16 protein-coding genes are annotated in these 17811 nt (G+C 39.4%); 6 read left to right on the forward strand and 10 right to left on the reverse strand.

The window, feature by feature from the left end:
* Positions 1-33 precede the first annotated feature (33 nt).
* The 3 genes from QUE03_RS10005 to QUE03_RS10015 all read right to left on the reverse strand — a co-directional run bounded on the left by QUE03_RS10005 (position 34) and on the right by QUE03_RS10015 (position 4543).
* A complete protein-coding gene (locus QUE03_RS10005) occupies positions 34-957 on the reverse strand; it encodes an alpha/beta fold hydrolase (RefSeq protein WP_286267629.1) in 924 nt (307 codons plus the stop codon).
* A gap of 114 nt (positions 958-1071) precedes the next feature.
* Positions 1072-1734 (reverse strand): nitroreductase, encoded by a 663-nt coding sequence (locus QUE03_RS10010; protein WP_286267632.1) that lies wholly within the window; start codon positions 1732-1734, stop codon positions 1072-1074.
* A gap of 181 nt (positions 1735-1915) precedes the next feature.
* On the reverse strand, positions 1916-4543 hold the full coding sequence (locus QUE03_RS10015; protein ID WP_286267634.1) for a TonB-dependent receptor: 2628 nt from the start codon (positions 4541-4543) through the stop codon (positions 1916-1918).
* A gap of 419 nt (positions 4544-4962) precedes the next feature.
* On the opposite strand from QUE03_RS10015, the gene QUE03_RS10020 reads away from it, so the two are divergent.
* Positions 4963-5175, forward strand: coding sequence for a DUF1653 domain-containing protein (locus tag QUE03_RS10020; protein WP_286267636.1), 213 nt, complete (start codon positions 4963-4965; stop codon positions 5173-5175).
* Positions 5176-5281: 106 nt separating this feature from the next.
* Here the strand turns inward: QUE03_RS10020 and QUE03_RS10025 are convergent, their stop codons facing one another.
* A complete protein-coding gene (locus QUE03_RS10025; protein WP_286267638.1) occupies positions 5282-6253 on the reverse strand; it encodes an NAD(P)H-quinone oxidoreductase in 972 nt (323 codons plus the stop codon).
* A 72-nt stretch (positions 6254-6325) separates the two neighbouring features.
* Entirely contained in the window at positions 6326-6595 is a 270-nt protein-coding gene (locus QUE03_RS10030) for an acylphosphatase (RefSeq protein WP_286267639.1), read from the reverse strand.
* Positions 6596-6673: 78 nt separating this feature from the next.
* Here QUE03_RS10030 and QUE03_RS10035 point away from each other — a divergent pair, with 78 nt between their 5' ends.
* Positions 6674-7864 carry a class I SAM-dependent methyltransferase gene (locus QUE03_RS10035; protein ID WP_286267641.1) on the forward strand — a complete coding sequence of 397 codons (1191 nt, stop codon included), beginning with the start codon at positions 6674-6676 and terminating at the stop codon, positions 7862-7864.
* 96 nt (positions 7865-7960) lie between these two features.
* Here the strand turns inward: QUE03_RS10035 and QUE03_RS10040 are convergent, their stop codons facing one another.
* The 4 genes from QUE03_RS10040 to QUE03_RS10055 all read right to left on the reverse strand — a co-directional run bounded on the left by QUE03_RS10040 (position 7961) and on the right by QUE03_RS10055 (position 13983).
* Positions 7961-8260: a PilZ domain-containing protein gene (locus QUE03_RS10040; protein ID WP_286267643.1), complete on the reverse strand. Its 300-nt coding sequence runs from the start codon at positions 8258-8260 to the stop codon at positions 7961-7963.
* A gap of 79 nt (positions 8261-8339) precedes the next feature.
* A complete protein-coding gene (gene hrpA / locus QUE03_RS10045) occupies positions 8340-12272 on the reverse strand; it encodes an ATP-dependent RNA helicase HrpA (RefSeq protein WP_286267645.1) in 3933 nt (1310 codons plus the stop codon).
* Positions 12273-12445: 173 nt separating this feature from the next.
* Positions 12446-12865, reverse strand: coding sequence for a CBS domain-containing protein (locus tag QUE03_RS10050; RefSeq protein WP_286267647.1), 420 nt, complete (start codon positions 12863-12865; stop codon positions 12446-12448).
* 80 nt (positions 12866-12945) lie between these two features.
* Positions 12946-13983: an isoaspartyl peptidase/L-asparaginase family protein gene (locus tag QUE03_RS10055; RefSeq protein ID WP_286267649.1), complete on the reverse strand. Its 1038-nt coding sequence runs from the start codon at positions 13981-13983 to the stop codon at positions 12946-12948.
* A gap of 152 nt (positions 13984-14135) precedes the next feature.
* Between QUE03_RS10055 and QUE03_RS10060 the strand changes: the two genes are divergently transcribed.
* On the forward strand, positions 14136-14945 hold the full coding sequence (locus tag QUE03_RS10060) for a crotonase/enoyl-CoA hydratase family protein (protein ID WP_286267651.1): 810 nt from the start codon (positions 14136-14138) through the stop codon (positions 14943-14945).
* A gap of 100 nt (positions 14946-15045) precedes the next feature.
* The gene (locus QUE03_RS10065) at positions 15046-15423 is read left to right on the forward strand and encodes a PH domain-containing protein (protein WP_286267653.1); all 378 of its coding nucleotides are present in this window, start codon (positions 15046-15048) and stop codon (positions 15421-15423) included.
* 101 nt (positions 15424-15524) lie between these two features.
* On the opposite strand, the gene QUE03_RS10070 is transcribed toward QUE03_RS10065, so the two are convergent.
* Positions 15525-16676, reverse strand: a complete 1152-nt coding sequence (locus QUE03_RS10070; RefSeq protein WP_286267655.1) for a ribosomal protein uL16 3-hydroxylase — start codon at positions 16674-16676, stop codon at positions 15525-15527.
* Between the two features lie 206 nt (positions 16677-16882).
* On the opposite strand from QUE03_RS10070, the gene QUE03_RS10075 reads away from it, so the two are divergent.
* A complete protein-coding gene (locus QUE03_RS10075; RefSeq protein WP_286267657.1) occupies positions 16883-17218 on the forward strand; it encodes a hypothetical protein in 336 nt (111 codons plus the stop codon).
* 245 nt (positions 17219-17463) lie between these two features.
* The gene (locus tag QUE03_RS10080) at positions 17464-17712 is read left to right on the forward strand and encodes a DUF3297 family protein (protein WP_286267659.1); all 249 of its coding nucleotides are present in this window, start codon (positions 17464-17466) and stop codon (positions 17710-17712) included.
* Positions 17713-17811 lie beyond the last annotated feature (99 nt).

Consider the following 17811-nt stretch of genomic DNA (forward strand, 5'->3'; position numbering starts at 1 on the left):
TATGACTAATAAAAACTTGAGCTAATCACAACGTTAACGTTCGAAGAAAACGGAGACGTTTTCATTAACCTGTTCCGGGTATTCATGTTGTAACCAGTGACTTGCCTGAGGAAAACGCTTAATGGTGCAATCTTTAACATACTCTTCTAAACCCAACAAATTTTCTCTTACAAAAGCTTGGTCTTGTTCTCCCCATAAAATCAACGTGGGTACATCAATTCGAATATTTGGAATAACCATATCACCGGTATCTTTGACAGGTCCTGCTTTGCTATCACTTTTGTTTGAATATCTTAGAGATGGGGCTATTTGAGGCATCGCTCGGTAATATTGTAACATGCCATTAATGGATCCTGATTGTCGCCATACTTGTAAGTAGTCTTGTTTTTTTTGCTCAGTTAAGACATTGACCTGCATTGTTGACATCATTTTATTGAACAAGTAGTCACACTCATTAGCTAATAATTTTTCGATGGCATTTTCCGCTATCAATTCGTGAATGTATTCACTTTTCTTACGTTGTTCAGGGTTATTGATCATCTCACGTGTGAACGCACTTGGGTGAGCGGCATTTAAAATAACTAGTTTTTGAATGATATGTGGAAAGAACGCAGTTAACGGCCAAGCAATTGCCCCGCCCCAGTCATGAGCAACCAAATAGACTTCTTCATTAGGCGCAACGGCTTGTATAAAATTAGCAAAGAACTTAACCAGATTAGGTACCGAAAAAAACGATAACTCATTAGGTTTATCGCTGAGATTATAGCCAGGTAAATCTGGCGCTATTACACGATATTGCTTTGAAAAATGCTTGAGTTGTGCTGACCATGTTTCCCAATATTCAGGAAAACCATGTAAAAAAAATACCGTGGGCTTTTGATGAGCATTGTGTTGCCCTGCTTGCACATAATGAATATTTACCCCATCGATAAGAGTATTTTTATGTTCTATTGCCATATAATGCCCCTATTTACATTTTTATTATGGTCGGTTTATTTGTAAACTTTAGAAAGGGTTCGGCCAAATTATTCAAGGAAAACAATCTGGCCTGCGCTAAACGTTATGTATTAACTAATCGAAAAAACTAACCGCATTATCTAACTGCTCTCGCTCTGTTTTTGCTGAATTAGCAGGGGCACTATCATCAGCATAACCAAATGACATACCAAACAATATTCCGCGCTGCTCTGGTATACCCAACACTTCCCGTACGGGATCAGGAAACTGTCCAAGTGCTCCTTGCATACAACTCGCCACTCCTTTTTCGGTCATAACTAATGCCAATGATTGAGCGTAAATTCCTAAATCTACCGCTCCCATGATATCTAAGTACTTATCCATCGTGAAAAACACGGCATGTGGTGCATCAAAAAAGCACCAATTTCTTATCATTGCCATCTGCCGTGCTTGTTTATCTTCACGTGCAATGCCCATGGCAGTATATAATGTATTAGCAGAGCCAAATTGGCGGTCACGATGAACGCCCTCATATGTTGGTAGCCAATTAAAATCTGGATTTGGTTTTGCACCACTCACAACACAAGAGATCAATTTGTCTTTTAGTAAATCTTTAGTTTTCCCCGATACCACGTAGCATTGCCATGGCTGAACATTACAGTTCGATGGCGATGATTGTGCTTGCTTGAAAATTGTTGCTAATAACTCTTTTGATACTTCATTCGGGCTAAAGGCGCGGGTAGAAACTCGTTTTTCTAAGGCATTAATTACTGACATCTTAACTACTCTTGAGATTAAATCTAAAAAAGCAATAACCTTATAACAGGTTATTTACTGGGAAATTTATTAAAACGTAAAAATAAATCAATGGCTACAATTGACCACAAAATAATGACAGACTCCAAATAATAAGGACTCGTACTAATTAAAGTACGAGCCCTTATCTAAACCGTTCAACTTAAAAGCGTTTTTTAAAGGTCACGCCATATGTTGCTGGTTCAGTAACGTATGCATTTAACTTACCCGGTTGAAGTGGAGTATTGAAGTTAGTGCGGTTAATGTACTCTTCATCTAAGACATTTCGGCCCCACAATATAATATCCATGTCATATTCTTCAAAGTTAATGAAATAACGTGCATTCAACAGATTGTATGAATCTTGTACTGCGTATGGATCATTACTACCATCAAGAACCATATCACCTGTATAGCTGTATTCTAACTGAATATAAGAATAGACAGACTCACTTAAGTAATACTCTTGTTTCACCTTAAGCACTGCAGTATTTTCCGGTTCTCCACCTGGACGGTCGCCTTTACGATTACAGTATGGATTCGGGTTTGCAGGGTCGGTGCTTTCTTGGCCAGGATCAACAACACCTGTGTGCCATGTATAAGCAACCCAACAGTTACCTCGTTCGAAGCTATCGTACTCAGCATCTACGCGAGCATATGAAAAATTAACTTCCATCGTGTCTGTGGGGAACCATGTTGCTTCCACTTCAAAACCAGAAATTTTATAGTCACCTGCATTTTGCAAATTAAAGCCGTTACCAGTAAAGGTGTTCGCTTGGAAGTCCTCAACCGTTGTGTAATGTGCCGCAGCATTGATACGTACGTTTTGCTCTACAAAGTCTTTCTTTAGACCAACTTCAAGAGACTCTGAGGTTTCGGCTTCAAACACAGGTTCAAAACCCGCACGTATACGGTCGGTATTGGTACCACCTGATTTATAACCCGTACCATACGATACATACATCATGGTATTGTTATCGTATTGGTAACTCAGTTTCGCAGTACCTGTAACCTGTTCATCATCTAATGTTTCATTAATATCAGGTCGATCTGATGTGGTCGCTCCTAGTGCTTTTAATGCCCAACCTTCTGATTGGAAGGGCAAAATAGCTTGCTGGAATGCAGGATCAAACGGACTCATTTGACCCGCACCGACTGCACCTAACATCGCACCCGCAACAGTAGCACCATATAACAATGTGCCCGGTACTACAGTATCTGGATTTGAAGGATCGCCAATTGATGAGAAATAGGTTGGGAACTCAGCTCCACTTGCCATATTTTCATAAAACTTAGTGCTTAAGTCTTTCGTTTCATCGGTGTAACGTAAACCAGCGGTTAGCGTTAACTGATCCGTCAATTTGTAGTCAAACTGGCCAAAAATGGCATAACTTTCATGCTCCTGCTCTGCGACATGATCAAAGCCTGTGCCAGCAGGACCTGCTTCAGCTGACGGTGCAATCAATCCACCTGTCGCTGCGCTCAACGCGTCTATACCACCGAGTAACGGATCTAATGCCCCGCCAAAACTAGACATAACGAAGGGGTTAAATAATGAATCTGTGTACAGGCTGTAGTCTAAATCTAAATCTTGGCTAAAGTAATATGCGCCAACAATATAGTTTAGATCTTTACCGACGTAATTTAAGCGAATTTCCTGTGAAAATGAACTTTGCTCAGAGTCATTACTCGTACCAAACAGGTCTACATCAGTAAAGTCAGTATCAATATTATCGTACGACTCAAAGCTACGAAAAGCAGAAATGGCTACTATGCTGTAATTGTCATCAATATCCCAATTTAGCTCTAATGAAAGGCCCTTATCAGTCATCGTGGACTCAGGTAAAAACGACAGAGCAACTTCGCGGTCGTAGAATTCATTGCCGCCAGGAAATACGGTACCGCCTAACTGGGGTAAAACCGCATCACTACCAAACTTACCAGGTATCTCATTCGCTTGAAGATTACTTAGTTGTACTGGTGCGCCACAACAAATTTCATCAATTTCCGAGTAATCTGCAATAATACGGATTGATAAGTCGTCACTCGGTGTATATAGAGCCTGCAATCGAGTACCCCATCTGTCTCGATCGTTAATGGTCTCTTCACCTAAATTAACATCGTCTATGATGCCGTCACGTTGACTACCAAACGCAGTGACGCGAAAAGCCAATACATCATCAATTGCGGAAAATGACGCTGCGCCTGAATAGTTCACTAAACCAAAGTTACCCACAGTTGCTTCTACAAAACCATCTTCGCCATCATGACTAGGGGCAACGGTTTTAATTTGAATTGCCCCAGAAGGGGTATTTTTACCGAATAAAGTACCTTGCGGACCGCGCAGTACTTCAACCGCTTCAACATCTACCAAGTTGTTAATCATCGAGTTTTGACGTGCTCTATAAACGCCATCTACATATAAACCGACAGATGATTCCAAACCAAAGTTTTGAGATGATGTACCAACACCACGGATAGAGAAACTCGAATTAGTTGCACTTTGCGATTGGAACGCCCCTAAGCCAGGAACTGATGATTGTAAATCGTAGATGTCTTTTATCACAGCTTGTGTCATTTCATCACCTGAAATAGCAGTTACTGCAATAGGAACTTCTTGTAAGTTTTGAATACGTTTTTGTGCCGTTACTGTAATTACTTCCAACCCTGCTTCTTCACCCTTTTTGGGCTCGTCATCAGCATAAACACTTCCTGATGCAAGGCTTAACGATGTGGTAATTGCTATAGCTAACTTTGACGGCTTATAAAATATAGGTGCACGTTTACTCATATTTTCTTTCCCCATTAATAGACATTGGCAGATTTATGCCCGCTCATTATTATTTTTAAGATTCAGTCTTGTTTGACGCTCACTTTTAAATGCACTGCATTTGTGAAACTAATTATTTTTCATTCAAAGCGACTGTATTTTAATCAATTACTAATTTGTAGAGACAAACGCTATATGTCAACGATTCCGATAGAGTACCCACTCTATTTTCATTGGCTTAAAGAAGGGCTATTATTTGGACACACTGGTTAAACCAGTGTGTGAGCTAGCTTTGCGTTCAAACGCTTGTACGAATTAAGTTGTTATAACTCCTATTTATAGTGAAAATTCATGAAATCAATACCTTAAAATTAAAGTAAATACTCTTTGAAAACCATGATATTCTTTGACTATTACAAACATCACTCAAAATACGAATCATGATTGAACTAGGAAAATATCAACATTTTAAGGGAAATTTTTACCAAGTATTGAATGTCGCCAAACACAGCGAAACAGAAGAATGGATGGTAGTTTACTTACCGTTATATGGAACAAAGCCAGATGTTTGGGTTAGACCATTAGCAATGTTTGATGAAGTCATTGAAAGGGACGGTAAAACGATAAAACGATTTGCTAAAGTAGCAGATTAATCGTTGTTAGCAATTCTAGCGACAAATAATTCTTCGTTAATCCTTTAGTCGGGATAAAGAGCGATATATCGTTCTCCTTCTTCTAAGTCATTCTTGTCGCTGATATTTAGTTATCTTCTATTCTTAACACCAACTTACCAATATTCTTATTGTCCATCATCTTTTGATGCGCAATTTCAGCTTCTTGCCAAGGCATTACGCTGTCAATTACTGGGCTAATATGGCCTTGGTTTAATGCAGTTGAAAATCTACGACTAAATTGGCTAACCAAGTTACTTTTATATTCGATAGGCTGATTACGTAATGTTGAGGCAATGAGTTGTACACGTTTAAGTAGCATTTTAGCAACATCCAGTTGTTCTGCGTATCGTCCGCCTAACATGGAAAGCACAATGATTTTTCCATCCAAAGCACAAACAGACACATTCTTGTTAATATAGTTAGCAGCAACAACATCGATTATGACATCAAATTCTAATTTAAATTGTTTAAACGTTTCTTCAAAATCATTTTCTTTGTATAAAATTACTTCGTCTGCACCAATTTTTTGACACGCTTCCGCTTTAGTGATTGAGCTTACGGTTGTCGCAACAAAACAATGAGCTTGCTTGGCGAGTTGGATTGCGGCTGTCCCTACGCCACTTGCCCCTGCGTGAATTAATACTTTTTGGCATGCCTGAATATTGCCTAAAAGAAATAAACATTGATATGCAGTTAAATAAGTTTCTGCAATTGCGGCGCCTTGCTCAAAACATAAATTTTCCGGTAATAACATCATATGCGCAGCTTTAATGACAACGTATTGTGCATAGGCACCACCTGTAACAAGACCAAATATTCGTTGCCCTATTTGCCAGTTAGTAACCTGTGCCCCTAGTTGTACAACTTCGCCAGAAACCTCTAATCCAAGTACCTCTGATTCGCCCGCTGGAGCGGGATATTTCCCTTGTCGCTGTAAAATATCTGCACGGTTAACGCCAATTGCTTTGATTTTTATTAAACACTCGTCAACAGCAGGTGTTGGTTTTTCCATTTCAGCAAAGCCTAAAAGACCTTGCTTTACTTGAATATACTGCACAGCATTACTCTTACAAGTTATCGGGTAAAATAGCCTTGTCACTTTAACGAAGCAAAGCGTAAAATAATAGCACTAGCCTATCGAAAAATGATTGTGATCTTGCCAGGGTACATTTTTATGTTGCACAGAACTAACTGCAGCCTGCTCAGGCCCCTCTTCTAACCAAGCTAACATTTTATTGATATTTTCTTCTTCGCCGCACATCAATACTTGCACATCCCCGTCAGACAGGTTCTTTGCATAACCACTTAATTGAAAGTCGATAGCGACTTGTTGGCAGGATGCCCTAAAAAACACCCCTTGTACTTTTCCTGATACATTAGCTAAACAGCACATCATCATTTTGCTCTCCTGTGTTGCACCTGTGCAAAGCAACAACTACAATCTGCGACAATTATTATTACTGATAAGTATAGGCATATGTCAGCAAGAATTTACTTAAATATTGGCAGAGAAAAGTCATTATTGCGAAATCATCCTTGGATTTTTTCAAAAGCTATTAACAAAGTTAAAGGAAATCCCATGCAGGGAGAGACCGTTGACGTGTTTGATAATAAAGGAAATTGGCTCGCTAAAGGTGCATATTCTCCTGAGTCCCAAATGCGTATTCGTGTTTGGAGTTTTGATGAACACGAAGAAATTGATCGTACCTTTTTCTTAAATAAACTGATTAGTGCACAATCTCGCCGAGACTGGTTTATCGAGCAGGGACAATTGACGGGGTATCGGCTTATTGCTGGTGAGTCAGATGGGCTACCGGGCATTACTATCGACATATATGACGACTTAATTGTCTGTCAGTTACTCAGCGCTGGTGCTGAGTTTCATCGTCACACCTTAGTTGATTGCTTAAACGAGCTATACCCTCAACATGCTATTTACGAACGTTCCGATGTTGATGTCCGCAAGAAAGAAGGGCTACCAAAACAAACAGGTTGGCTATCAAAAGAGACTGACTCGACTGAGCGTGTGATCAGCGAACACGGCATTAAGATTTACGTTGATGTGGAAAAAGGTCATAAAACGGGCTTTTACCTTGACCAACGCGACTCCAGGCTTGCTGCTGGTAAATACGCGAAGGGTAAATCCGTATTAAACTGTTTCTCATACACTGGTACTTTTTCACTGCACTGTGCTGCTAACGGCGCAAAGTCGGTAACTAACGTTGATGTTTCACAAACAGCACTCGATTTAGCTGCCAGAAATTTAGAACTGAACGGCCTTTCAGATAAGCCTGTTGATTTTATTAAAGAAGACGTGTTTAAACTGTTAAGACGTTATCGTGATGAAGGCAAGAAGTTTGATATGATTATACTGGACCCTCCAAAATTTGTTGATTCAAAATCACAACTGACTAATGCTTGTCGCGGTTACAAAGACATCAATATGTTAGCTATGCAGCTACTAAACCCTAACGGACTACTGCTGACGTTTTCATGTTCAGGTCTACTCGATGTTGGTTTATTTCAAAAAGTCGTTGCTGATGCAGCGTTAGATGCGAATAAGTCATGTCATTTTGTCGAGCGATTACAACAAGCTGCGGATCATCCAATTTCATCGAATTACCCTGAAGGTTATTATTTGAAAGGGCTAGTTTGCCAAGTGAGTTAATCGATACGATCAGGCGTTTAATTGACGTATCAAACTAAAAAAGCTTGCGGTTTTTACCGACAAGCTTTTTTTAATCATAAAGTTATTTATATTTTTCTAATCAATATCGTCAATTGATAAACCAACAAGATAGCAATCAGGAGAGTCTTCGACAACGCGTATGACGCGCCCCCTTACATCCAATGCTTGAATACTACTGTTCGACGATTCGACCTTAGCACGAATATTAGTCCCTTCCTCGATAGGATGACTCATTTCAATCGCCATGCCTGTGGCACTTAAATCCCTGCACGTCGCAACGAAATTACTATTAACTTCATCGTCAATTACCGTGATGCTGACTTCGCTATTTAACAGCATTCGATAAAAACCGCGCTTATCATCGTAATTTACCATGACTACTCCAAGTGATTTATTTTTAGCTCCTAACCCATTTATACTTGAGCCCAGCATTTAATGTCAAATTACTGCTCATTTATTCTTGATGCTCTTTAATGAAGTTCTCTATACGTTTAACTGATATCGGTTGAGCCGTACCTAAATTTTGTGCAAATAAACTGACTCGCAGTTCTTCAATCATCCAGCGACAATCGGTTAAATATTGTGGTATTGGCTGATCTTTACGTTGTTTCGAGATTTCGCTATCTAGCAATTTCGTCACTTTTTCAACTTCGATCATTTTTAACCGATCTTGATTCGGGTCGATGGGTAGCTTTTCTAATCGCTTCAATACACCATTTAGATAGCGCACGATATGATCTAATTTATCAACCCCGGATGCAGTAACAAAGCCCTTAAAGACTAGCTGCTCTATTTGTGCTTTTATATCTCCTTGGCCTTGAATCATGGTTAACGAAACGGCACCTTTAAGCTTTTTACGGATTTCATGACTTAATGACAAAACCCTTTCCACTTTCACTGCTGCATCAAGCACACAGTCGGCCAACTCCGCTCGTACTCTATCTTTGCAGGCAATAAACTCTTGCTCTGAACTTGGTAACGCGGCACCGTTTTTTATTAAGTATTGGCTAGCTGCTACGATACAATCTTCTAGTAAATCAGCAATGGAGCCAAAAGGATTAAAGTACAAACCGAGTTTTGCTTTGTTTGGCAATTTTTCCTGCAAATATTTAACCGGAGATGGAATATTCAATAAAACTAAACGGCTGATCCCTTTTAAATTAGCCAGTTCTGCCTGGGCTTGATGTTCAAATAGTTCAATTGCGACATCTTTTTGATGATCAACTATCGCTGGAAAAGCTTTAATGGTGATATTCGCCATTTTCTTTTCATAGCTTTTAGGTAACTGACCAAAACTCCATGTTGTTAATTGTTTTTGCTCGATGCCTTTTTCAGCGACTTTTTGAATCGTCGCTTTTACCTTCCCTTGTAAGTTCTCTTGCAGACTACTCAAGTCACGACTTTGTCCGATAACATTGCCTTTGTTATCAAGAGCTTTAAAATTCATCACTAAATGAGCCGGCAATGATAGATCTTTCCAAACATCTTCATGTAGACGAACGCCAGTCATTCTAAGCAACTGTTTAGCTAAGGAATCTGAAAGCCGGCCATCGAATGGCTGCATGTTAGCTAAGCTCGCTTGTGCATAATTAGGTGCTGGTACAAAATTTCGCCTAGAGGCCTTTGGCAGCCCCTTAATATAAGAAATTATCAATTCTTCGCGTAAAGCAGGGATTAACCAGTCAAAGCCAATATCTTGTACTTGGTTTAAAATACCGATAGGAATATGGACACTGATCCCGTCGTCTTCGTCGCCAGGTGAAAAATGATAGCTTAGTGGCAACGTGATATTGTCTTGTTGCCAAGTTTCTGGATACAGCTGCTTAGTAACCTTATTCGTATTATCTTGCAATAAAAATGCCTTGGTAAAATTAAGCAGTTTTGGTTGTTTCTGCTTTTCTTTTTTCCACCAAGATAAAAAGCTGCGTAAGCAAATAACCTGCTCAGGTAAGCGCTCTTTATAAAATTCAAACAGTATTTCTTCGTCAGCTAAGATGCCTTTACGACGGGCTTTCTTTTCAAGTAATTCAACTTCATCAATCAATTTTAGATTATATGTATAAAATGCTTCATTAAGGTTTACATCACCGTTAACAAGTGCTTCTCTGATGAATAGTTCCTGACAGGTTTTGGGTTCAATTTTGTTAAAATTAATTTTACGCTTTGGCACAATGACCATGCCGTATAGCGATATTTGTTCATATGCCATTACCGCACCTTGTTTTTTCTCCCAGTGCGGTTCGCTATAGCTTTTCTTCATTAAATGACCAGCTAACGGTTCAATCCATAACGGATCAATTTTGGCAACCATACGAGCAAACAGTCGACTCGTTTCCACTAGCTCTGCGGCCATGATCCATTTAGGTGGCTTCTTAGCGACGCCTGAGCCAGGAAAGATAAAGAATTTGCTGCCTCGCGCGCCTTTGAATTCTCTATTTTCATCAAGTTGCCCTAAGTGACTTAATAAACCTGACAACAATGCTTGGTGAATAATATTAAGGCTATTTTCTCGCTTAGCTTTTTCTTGTTTAGAGTCGTTGTCAGTATATTGCGGAGTAAACTCAACGTCCAAGGTAGACATGCTAATGTCCATTTCACGGAGTGTTTGCTTTAATTGACTGTAAATGTCTTGCCACTCTCGAATTCTGATATAGGACAAATATTCCTTTTGACAAAGCTTTCTAAACTGGTTTTGTGATAGCGTTTTTTGCTGCTGAGTGACGTAGTGCCATAGATTAAGTAAAGAGACAAAATCTGACTGTTTGTCTTTAAAACGATTGTGCTTTTCGTCTGCTGCCTGTTGTTTTTCGTGTGGGCGCTCACGCGGATCTTGAATACTTAACGCACTCACAATAGCGCAAACTTGCTGTAAACAACCTAAATCGCTTGCGGCCAAGACCATTTTAGATAAACGTGGATCAATAGGAAATCGTGATAATTGACGACCTACAGGCGTAAGCTTTGATGATTGCCCTACTTTTTTTATTGCTGCTAGCTCTTCTAACAACCGCACGCCATCATTAATATTTCGGTTATCGGGCGCTTGTACAAATGGGAAGTCGGCAATGTCACCTAAGTCCAATGACAACATTTGTAATATCACAGTAGCAAGATTAGTACGCAATATTTCCGGATCGGTAAATTCAGGTCTAGATAAAAAATCGTCTTCTGAATAAAGACGAATACAAACACCCGCAGATACTCGACCACAACGCCCTGCTCTTTGGTTTGCGCTGGCTTGGGATATCGGCTCAATCGGTAATCGTTGTACTTTAGTACGATAACTGTACCTTGATATACGCGCCGTGCCGGGGTCAATAACGTATTTAATACCCGGTACTGTTAAACTGGTTTCCGCTACGTTTGTTGCTAATACAATATTACGGCCACTGTGGCTTTGGAATATTCTATTTTGTTCTTGAACTGTTAACCTTGCGTATAAAGGTAAAACATTGGTGTTGCGTAAGTTTTCTTTCTCTAATGCCGCCGCAGTATCACGAATTTCACGCTCACCGTTCAGGAAAATTAAAATGTCGCCTTGACTGATAGTTGACAACTCTTCAACAGCACCAATAATGCCTGAGATTATATCTTGATTTTCATCTTCTTCATTTAACGCTCGGTAACGCATTTCTACTGGATAGGTACGGCCGGAAACCTCAATAATTGGTGCGTTATTAAAATGTTTTGAAAAACGTTCAGGGTCAATTGTCGCGGACGTAATAATTACTTTTAAGTCAGAGCGTTTTACTAAAACCTGTTTTAAATATCCAAGAATAAAATCAATATTTAAACTACGCTCGTGCGCCTCATCAATAATGATTGTGTCGTACTGACGCAGAAGCCTATCTTTTTGCATTTCTGCCAATAAAATACCGTCAGTCATTAATTTAATAAAACTGACATCACTGACTTGATCGTTAAATCGCACTTTATAACCGACAGTTTCCCCAAGTGGAGAGTTAAGTTCGTCTGCAATACGATTAGCGACGGTACGGGCAGCAATTCTTCTTGGCTGTGTATGGCCAATCATGCCATCAATACCGCGACCCAACTCTAAACAAATCTTAGGAATTTGAGTGGTTTTACCTGAGCCAGTTTCACCCGCAATGATCACAACTTGGTTTTCAAGTATGGCTTGGCCAATTTGATCAACGTGTTCAGAAACAGGTAGCCCTTCGGCATATGTTACTTTAGGTAGCGACGCAATTTTTAATGCTTTATTTTCTATCGATTTATTAATAGCGTTTTCGATTGTCGCAAGGGCTTTTTGTTGTTTTTCTGGCGTTTGTATTTTCGACACGCCTTGAATGCGCTTTTTCAACCGCGCTTTGTCGGCCAATTTAACGTTTGCAAGTAATGGATAAAGGCTTTGCGCTGAGATCATATTTTCTTTTCTTGATTGGCCAGACCATAACAATTGATCAGCCTATTGGAATTATTTGGCGCGAATATTATCAAATTGAAGGGTAATAAGCAGTATTTGCTATAAATAAAAACGCCATGTTTGTACATGGCGCTTAACAAACACATCTTATGATTCTACTATCTAGTGTTTTATTATTTCCCTGCCTGAAAGCTAGAGCGCATATGCTTATCAAGCGCCATCAGCACATCATTTCGACAAATAGTGCCGACTAAGTTACCGTCATCGTCAACCACAGGATAAACTTTGGGTTTGTTTTTTAACATGTTTTGTGCCAGTTCTATGACGCTGTCGTAGGGTTTTACAGATAACACATCCTTGCGCATTAAATCTTCAACATTCGATTTGTGTTCATTGTGATAAATGGTTTCAAGCATCGTCGCTAACACATCACTTTCTGATAAAAAGCCCACTAAGCGCTTATTGCTATCAATTACAGGTCCGCCGATTTGTTTTGTTTTTAGAAACCTTAACGAAGCCTCCTCTACCACCATTTCTGGTGTGAAAGTGACCGGATAATGGTTCATATATTCTCGTACTTGTACTGATTCCATATTTTATACCTTGAATTACCGATAATTTAACAAGTCTTTACCTTAACTTTAGCTGCAAATCACTCATATTCCACTATTTTTTATTCATTTCTAAATATTGCGGCATGAGCTTGTTGGCCGGCTTTTCGATACGCGCGATACATACCTGTACTGTTAAACGGCATACTGATATTACCCTTAGCGTCAATTGCGATAATGCCACCTGAGCCCCCCGCTTTAACTAGCACCTCATTAACCACCTTGCTTGATGCTTCTTCTAATGAAATACCTTGATATTCCATACGAGCACAAATGTCAGCCGCTACATGGTAACGAATGAAATATTCTCCGTGTCCAGTTGCCGATACAGCACAGCTGTTGTTATTGGCATATGTACCAGCGCCAATGATGGGCGCATCACCAATACGTCCGTAACGTTTAGCTGTCATGCCTCCTGTTGACGTACCAGCAGAAATATTGCCATTTTTATCTAAGGCAACTGCGCCAACCGTACCATATTTATATTCATTCTCTAATGTTTCATGAGCTGCTTGAAAGTCTTTTAACTCTTTCTCTTTTACGGCAAGTTTCTTTTTAGCTCGTAACAATGATTTATAACGCGCTTCGGTGTTGAAATAGCTATTTTCAACAAGCTCAAGCCCTTGTTTTTCAGCAAAGGTCTCCGCCCCGTCGCCACTTAACATGACATGAACTGAGTTTTCCATGACTTGTTCAGCCAATGCGATTGGGCTTTTTACATTTTTAACCCCTGAAACAGCGCCTGCGTTTAACGTTCTTCCGTCCATGATAGATGCATCTAGTTCGTGAGTACCTTCAAAGGTATACACAGCACCACGGCCTGCGTTAAACAATGGTGAGTCCTCGAGTACTTGTATTGCTGCAATAATAGCGGCTTGACTTGATTTACCTTGCTCAAGTAAGCGGTAACCTGCGTTCACTGCTTCGGTTAATTTTTTCTCATAACCGGCACGTTTTTCTGGCGTCATTTTCGCTTTATTTATGGTGCCAGCGCCACCATGGATCGCGATGGCAAAATCCGCTTCAAATGCTGAGACAGTAGAAATGGGTAAGGTCAACAATGTGGCAACAAAGAGCTTTTTAAATGAATTTAATTTCATGATACTTCTTATATTTAATTAACTTAGCTTGTGCCTTCACATTAGCAAATATTCTCTATCAGTAAAGTAAGTTACCTCAAAGAAACGATGAATTGCATTTACATTGAGATGAGATTGTTTTACTTTTGTCTGGTCTAACCAGAGGTGACGCCATGACTACAAAAAGAATAACATTGTCGGTTGAAGATAATGTGGCAAGAGTGTTAATCAATCGCCCAGATAAACATAATGCAATTGATATGCAAATGTTTGAAGAAATAAAGCAGTTGATTAAAAAGCTCAAACGAGACAAATCGTTGCGGGCAGTTGTCGTAGCAGGTGAAGGCGAAAGTTTTTGCTCTGGTATAGATGTTAAATCAGCATTGGGTTCAAAGAAAAATGCCGCAAAATTATTGTTTAAATGGCTACCCGGCCAAGCCAATTTGGCGCAGTTTGTTTCCACAGGATGGCGAGAGATTCCTTGTCCGGTGATCATGGTTATTCATGGAAAATGCTGGGGCGGTGGTTTACAAATTGCTTTAGGTGGTGACTTTAGAATTGCTGATGCTGACGCAAAGTTATCTATTTTAGAAGCGCGATGGGGCTTAATTCCTGATATGGGAGGATCGCTAGCATTGCGTGAGCAAATGGTGACCGATAAGGCAAAGTATCTTGCAATGACTGGTAAAGAGCTCAGCGCAGAACAAGCGTTATCATACAATTTAGTGACGGAAGTATCTGATAAGCCTTTGTCACGTGCATTGTCAATTGTAAATGATATTAAAATGCAATCGCCAGACTCAGTTGCAGGAGTAAAAAAATTATACAATCAAAGTACTTGGCGCTCGCAAGCCTATGCGTTGGCCAAGGAGTCGTGGTATCAAATTAAAATTATTATGGGTAAAAATCAGCGGATCAAAACCTATAATCAAATTCACGACGCTGACAGGGCTAAACCCTTTAAAAATAGAAAAACTTGGTAGTTCGCCTAGTTAAATTTTTAGATAGCGTTATGATTAAACTCAAACTAGGTTTGTAAATAACAAACTAAACGTTCAGCACAAATTATAATAAGGAAATTTCATGATTGATTTTGATGACTCGTCGGTATTTAAACTTAAGCCTATATCTAACGATAAAGCGCGTGACGACATTTCGGCCTTTTTAATTGACGATGAAGAAATTTTTGCCTCGTTTAAAACCATTCGCGATCAGGTCGTATTTACGAATAAGCGCGTAATCGCGGCAAATGTACAAGGGATCACTGGTTCCAAAGTGGATTACACGTCTATCCCATTCAGTAAAATTCAGACATTTTCTATTGAAACTTCTGGCAGTTTGGATCTCGACTGTGAAATTCAGCTGTATATCAGTGCGGTTGGCAAGGTTACCTTTGAAATTAACGGGAGCTTCGATATCGTCTCGTTTAACCGTTTAATCAGTCAATACGTATTGAGCTAAAAAAGTTCATATTAGTGATTGAAAAGAAGGTTAACACTAAAAATTACTGTCAACCTTCTTCTATCAACATTTCTAAATATAAGCTTATACTGTTTTATCGTTTATTCTTCAAAATACCAGTAGCCATTATTTACCCAACGCGTTAATAGATAAAGCAATTCGTTATGCTCTATGAAATCGGACAACTGTTGTATGCTAATTTCGTACTCATTACAAAAAGCAGGAATTAACGGACGCAGTTTTTTTGGCAATGTTATTTTTTCACCATTAACATAAAAATCACCCGTTTCATTGTAGCTTTCAAAATATAAACAACGTACCCCCCCTAGTTTGACTAAAGGCTGTTGATCTAGCAGCTCAACAATTTCAGCAGAAGTAAATTCTTCATCCCCAGATAAACCGTCTTCATCAATGTCTAGTGGACATTTTGAGCGTGTTAAAAACTCCCCAGCAAACGAGGCTATTAAATTATCATCTAGCGCATCAAATAGGTGCTGCTTAATCTTTTCAAGATCTTCATCAATAATAAGGCCCGATTGAGTTGCTACTTTACGTACCGGATCACTAATTTGCTGTTGAGCAAGTCCATGATCAATCATGTGATCTGCTAACGCGCTGTGCATGTTTTGGGCAGAGTCTGTGCGAAAACCTACAGAGAAGCTCATCGAGTTTTCAAGTGAAACGCCATCGTGTGGGAATCCTGGTGGAATATATAAAATGTCACCTGTTTTTAACTCAACATCAATGATCGGATCAAACGCTTCGGTATGCAACAATGCGGGATGAGCGGCAAATTCTTTGTGTGGGCCTAAACTCCCTACTCGCCATCGACGACTGCCTGAGCCTTGGCAAATAAACACATCATACAAATCAATGTGCGGGCCTACGCCACCACCGGGAGTGCCATAACTGACCATTAAGTCATCTAAACGCCACCGTGGGATAAAATCAAAACATTTGATTAAATCATTACCTTCTGGCACCCAATTATTCAGTGCTTGAACGATAAAGGTCCACCCTTCACTGCCTAAATGATCGTAAGACTCAAACGGGCCAAACTCAGCCTGCCATTGATTATTTTCTTTGAACACGCGACGAGACTCTACTCGCTCTTCACAAGCAAGACCTGCCAGTTCTTCTGGTGAGAGTATGTCTTGGAAATCTTTAAACCCTTGTCTGATCACAAATGGTTTCTTTTGCCAATACTCATCAAGGAAAGCTTGTGGCGTTAGGCCGTTCAAATCTAAAATCATCGCGATGCTCTGTCAAAACAAAAACAAGGAGTATATAGGCTGAAAAATTTCACTTATTGATCTGAATGGATTAACCGGTAAAAACTACAATCTGTAACAGATATGTTGTGGTTATTAACTAAAGGTATAGCAGGCTTCGTAAAAATATTGGCGACATTAAAGCCACAATACATCACTTTCTGGCAAAGCGCCTCAAATAGCTCGTTATGTACGCGACTATTGTTAGCTTTGGCACAAGAGGAATGCTCCAATCATTATCTGGATTTAAATATTTGTTTACAGAAGAAATGATAGGTGGCTCTCAAGCAAAATACTTGGGCGAGCTATACAATAGCCAGGTTAAATTTTTATACGGTGGTTCTTTAATTGGTTTAATCATTGGTTTTATCGGAATACTTGGTAACATTGATACTTATGATAACTTTGTGTTTTTAAGAGCATCAGCTGTTAATTTAGTTGTCTTATTTTATCCCGCGGTACTGAGCGAGGGAATATTGAGACCTTTGAGCATTAAGCTAAAGACATGTGATATCAAAGGATAGCTTTGTAGTACATACAAGCTAATAAGCTGTTCAACAGGACTGTGGCCTCCCCCCACTTTAGTGGATACCTCCTCTACAGTGAGGAGGATTAAATGCCTAGAAAAAAGTGGTTTTACCCCGTTCATTTCAGAATGAAAATTACTCGTTTATATGGTCGTCATATGCGTAAGCAAGTAGTAAACTATTGAGCGCCAAATCTATATTATCTACAATGGCGTACTTTTATTAAATGTTAAGTTAAAACTATGAACGATACTAAATCTCTTCCTGCTTTACCTGATCGCCTTTCAGGAAACCCTCGTAGCCCTCATCATGTAGCAGAAATTTTCGAACACAATATTGGTATTCGATTGAACGGCAAAGAACGTACTGATGTTGAAGAATATTGTATTAGTGAAGGTTGGATAAAAATTCCATCTCCTAAATCATTAGATCGTCGAGGACAACCCATGCTAATTAAACTAAAAGGAACGGTTGAAGCTTTTTATAGTTAGGCATTTAGCAAGCGGGACAATAGTTGTTCCGCTTTAAATCAGACACCTCAATAACAAATCCCCTTGGTTTAAAATCCTTGAAAATACACATAAGTTTAC

The sequence above is a fragment of the Thalassotalea atypica genome, assembly GCF_030295975.1.
Taxonomy (GTDB): domain Bacteria; phylum Pseudomonadota; class Gammaproteobacteria; order Enterobacterales; family Alteromonadaceae; genus Thalassotalea_F; species Thalassotalea_F atypica.

Coding starts and splice junctions, on each gene's coding strand:
- QUE03_RS10005 (WP_286267629.1), bottom strand. CDS start 957: ATGGCAATAGAACATAAAAATACTCTTATCGATGGGGTAAATATTCAT.
- QUE03_RS10010 (WP_286267632.1), bottom strand. CDS start 1,734: ATGTCAGTAATTAATGCCTTAGAAAAACGAGTTTCTACCCGCGCCTTT.
- QUE03_RS10015 (WP_286267634.1), bottom strand. CDS start 4,543: ATGAGTAAACGTGCACCTATATTTTATAAGCCGTCAAAGTTAGCTATA.
- QUE03_RS10020 (WP_286267636.1), top strand. CDS start 4,963: ATGATTGAACTAGGAAAATATCAACATTTTAAGGGAAATTTTTACCAA.
- QUE03_RS10030 (WP_286267639.1), bottom strand. CDS start 6,595: ATGATGATGTGCTGTTTAGCTAATGTATCAGGAAAAGTACAAGGGGTG.
- QUE03_RS10035 (WP_286267641.1), top strand. CDS start 6,674: ATGTCAGCAAGAATTTACTTAAATATTGGCAGAGAAAAGTCATTATTG.
- QUE03_RS10040 (WP_286267643.1), bottom strand. CDS start 8,260: ATGGTAAATTACGATGATAAGCGCGGTTTTTATCGAATGCTGTTAAAT.
- hrpA (WP_286267645.1), bottom strand. CDS start 12,272: ATGATCTCAGCGCAAAGCCTTTATCCATTACTTGCAAACGTTAAATTG.
- QUE03_RS10050 (WP_286267647.1), bottom strand. CDS start 12,865: ATGGAATCAGTACAAGTACGAGAATATATGAACCATTATCCGGTCACT.
- QUE03_RS10055 (WP_286267649.1), bottom strand. CDS start 13,983: ATGAAATTAAATTCATTTAAAAAGCTCTTTGTTGCCACATTGTTGACC.
- QUE03_RS10060 (WP_286267651.1), top strand. CDS start 14,136: ATGACTACAAAAAGAATAACATTGTCGGTTGAAGATAATGTGGCAAGA.
- QUE03_RS10065 (WP_286267653.1), top strand. CDS start 15,046: ATGATTGATTTTGATGACTCGTCGGTATTTAAACTTAAGCCTATATCT.
- QUE03_RS10070 (WP_286267655.1), bottom strand. CDS start 16,676: ATGATTTTAGATTTGAACGGCCTAACGCCACAAGCTTTCCTTGATGAG.
- QUE03_RS10075 (WP_286267657.1), top strand. CDS start 16,883: ATGTACGCGACTATTGTTAGCTTTGGCACAAGAGGAATGCTCCAATCA.
- QUE03_RS10080 (WP_286267659.1), top strand. CDS start 17,464: ATGAACGATACTAAATCTCTTCCTGCTTTACCTGATCGCCTTTCAGGA.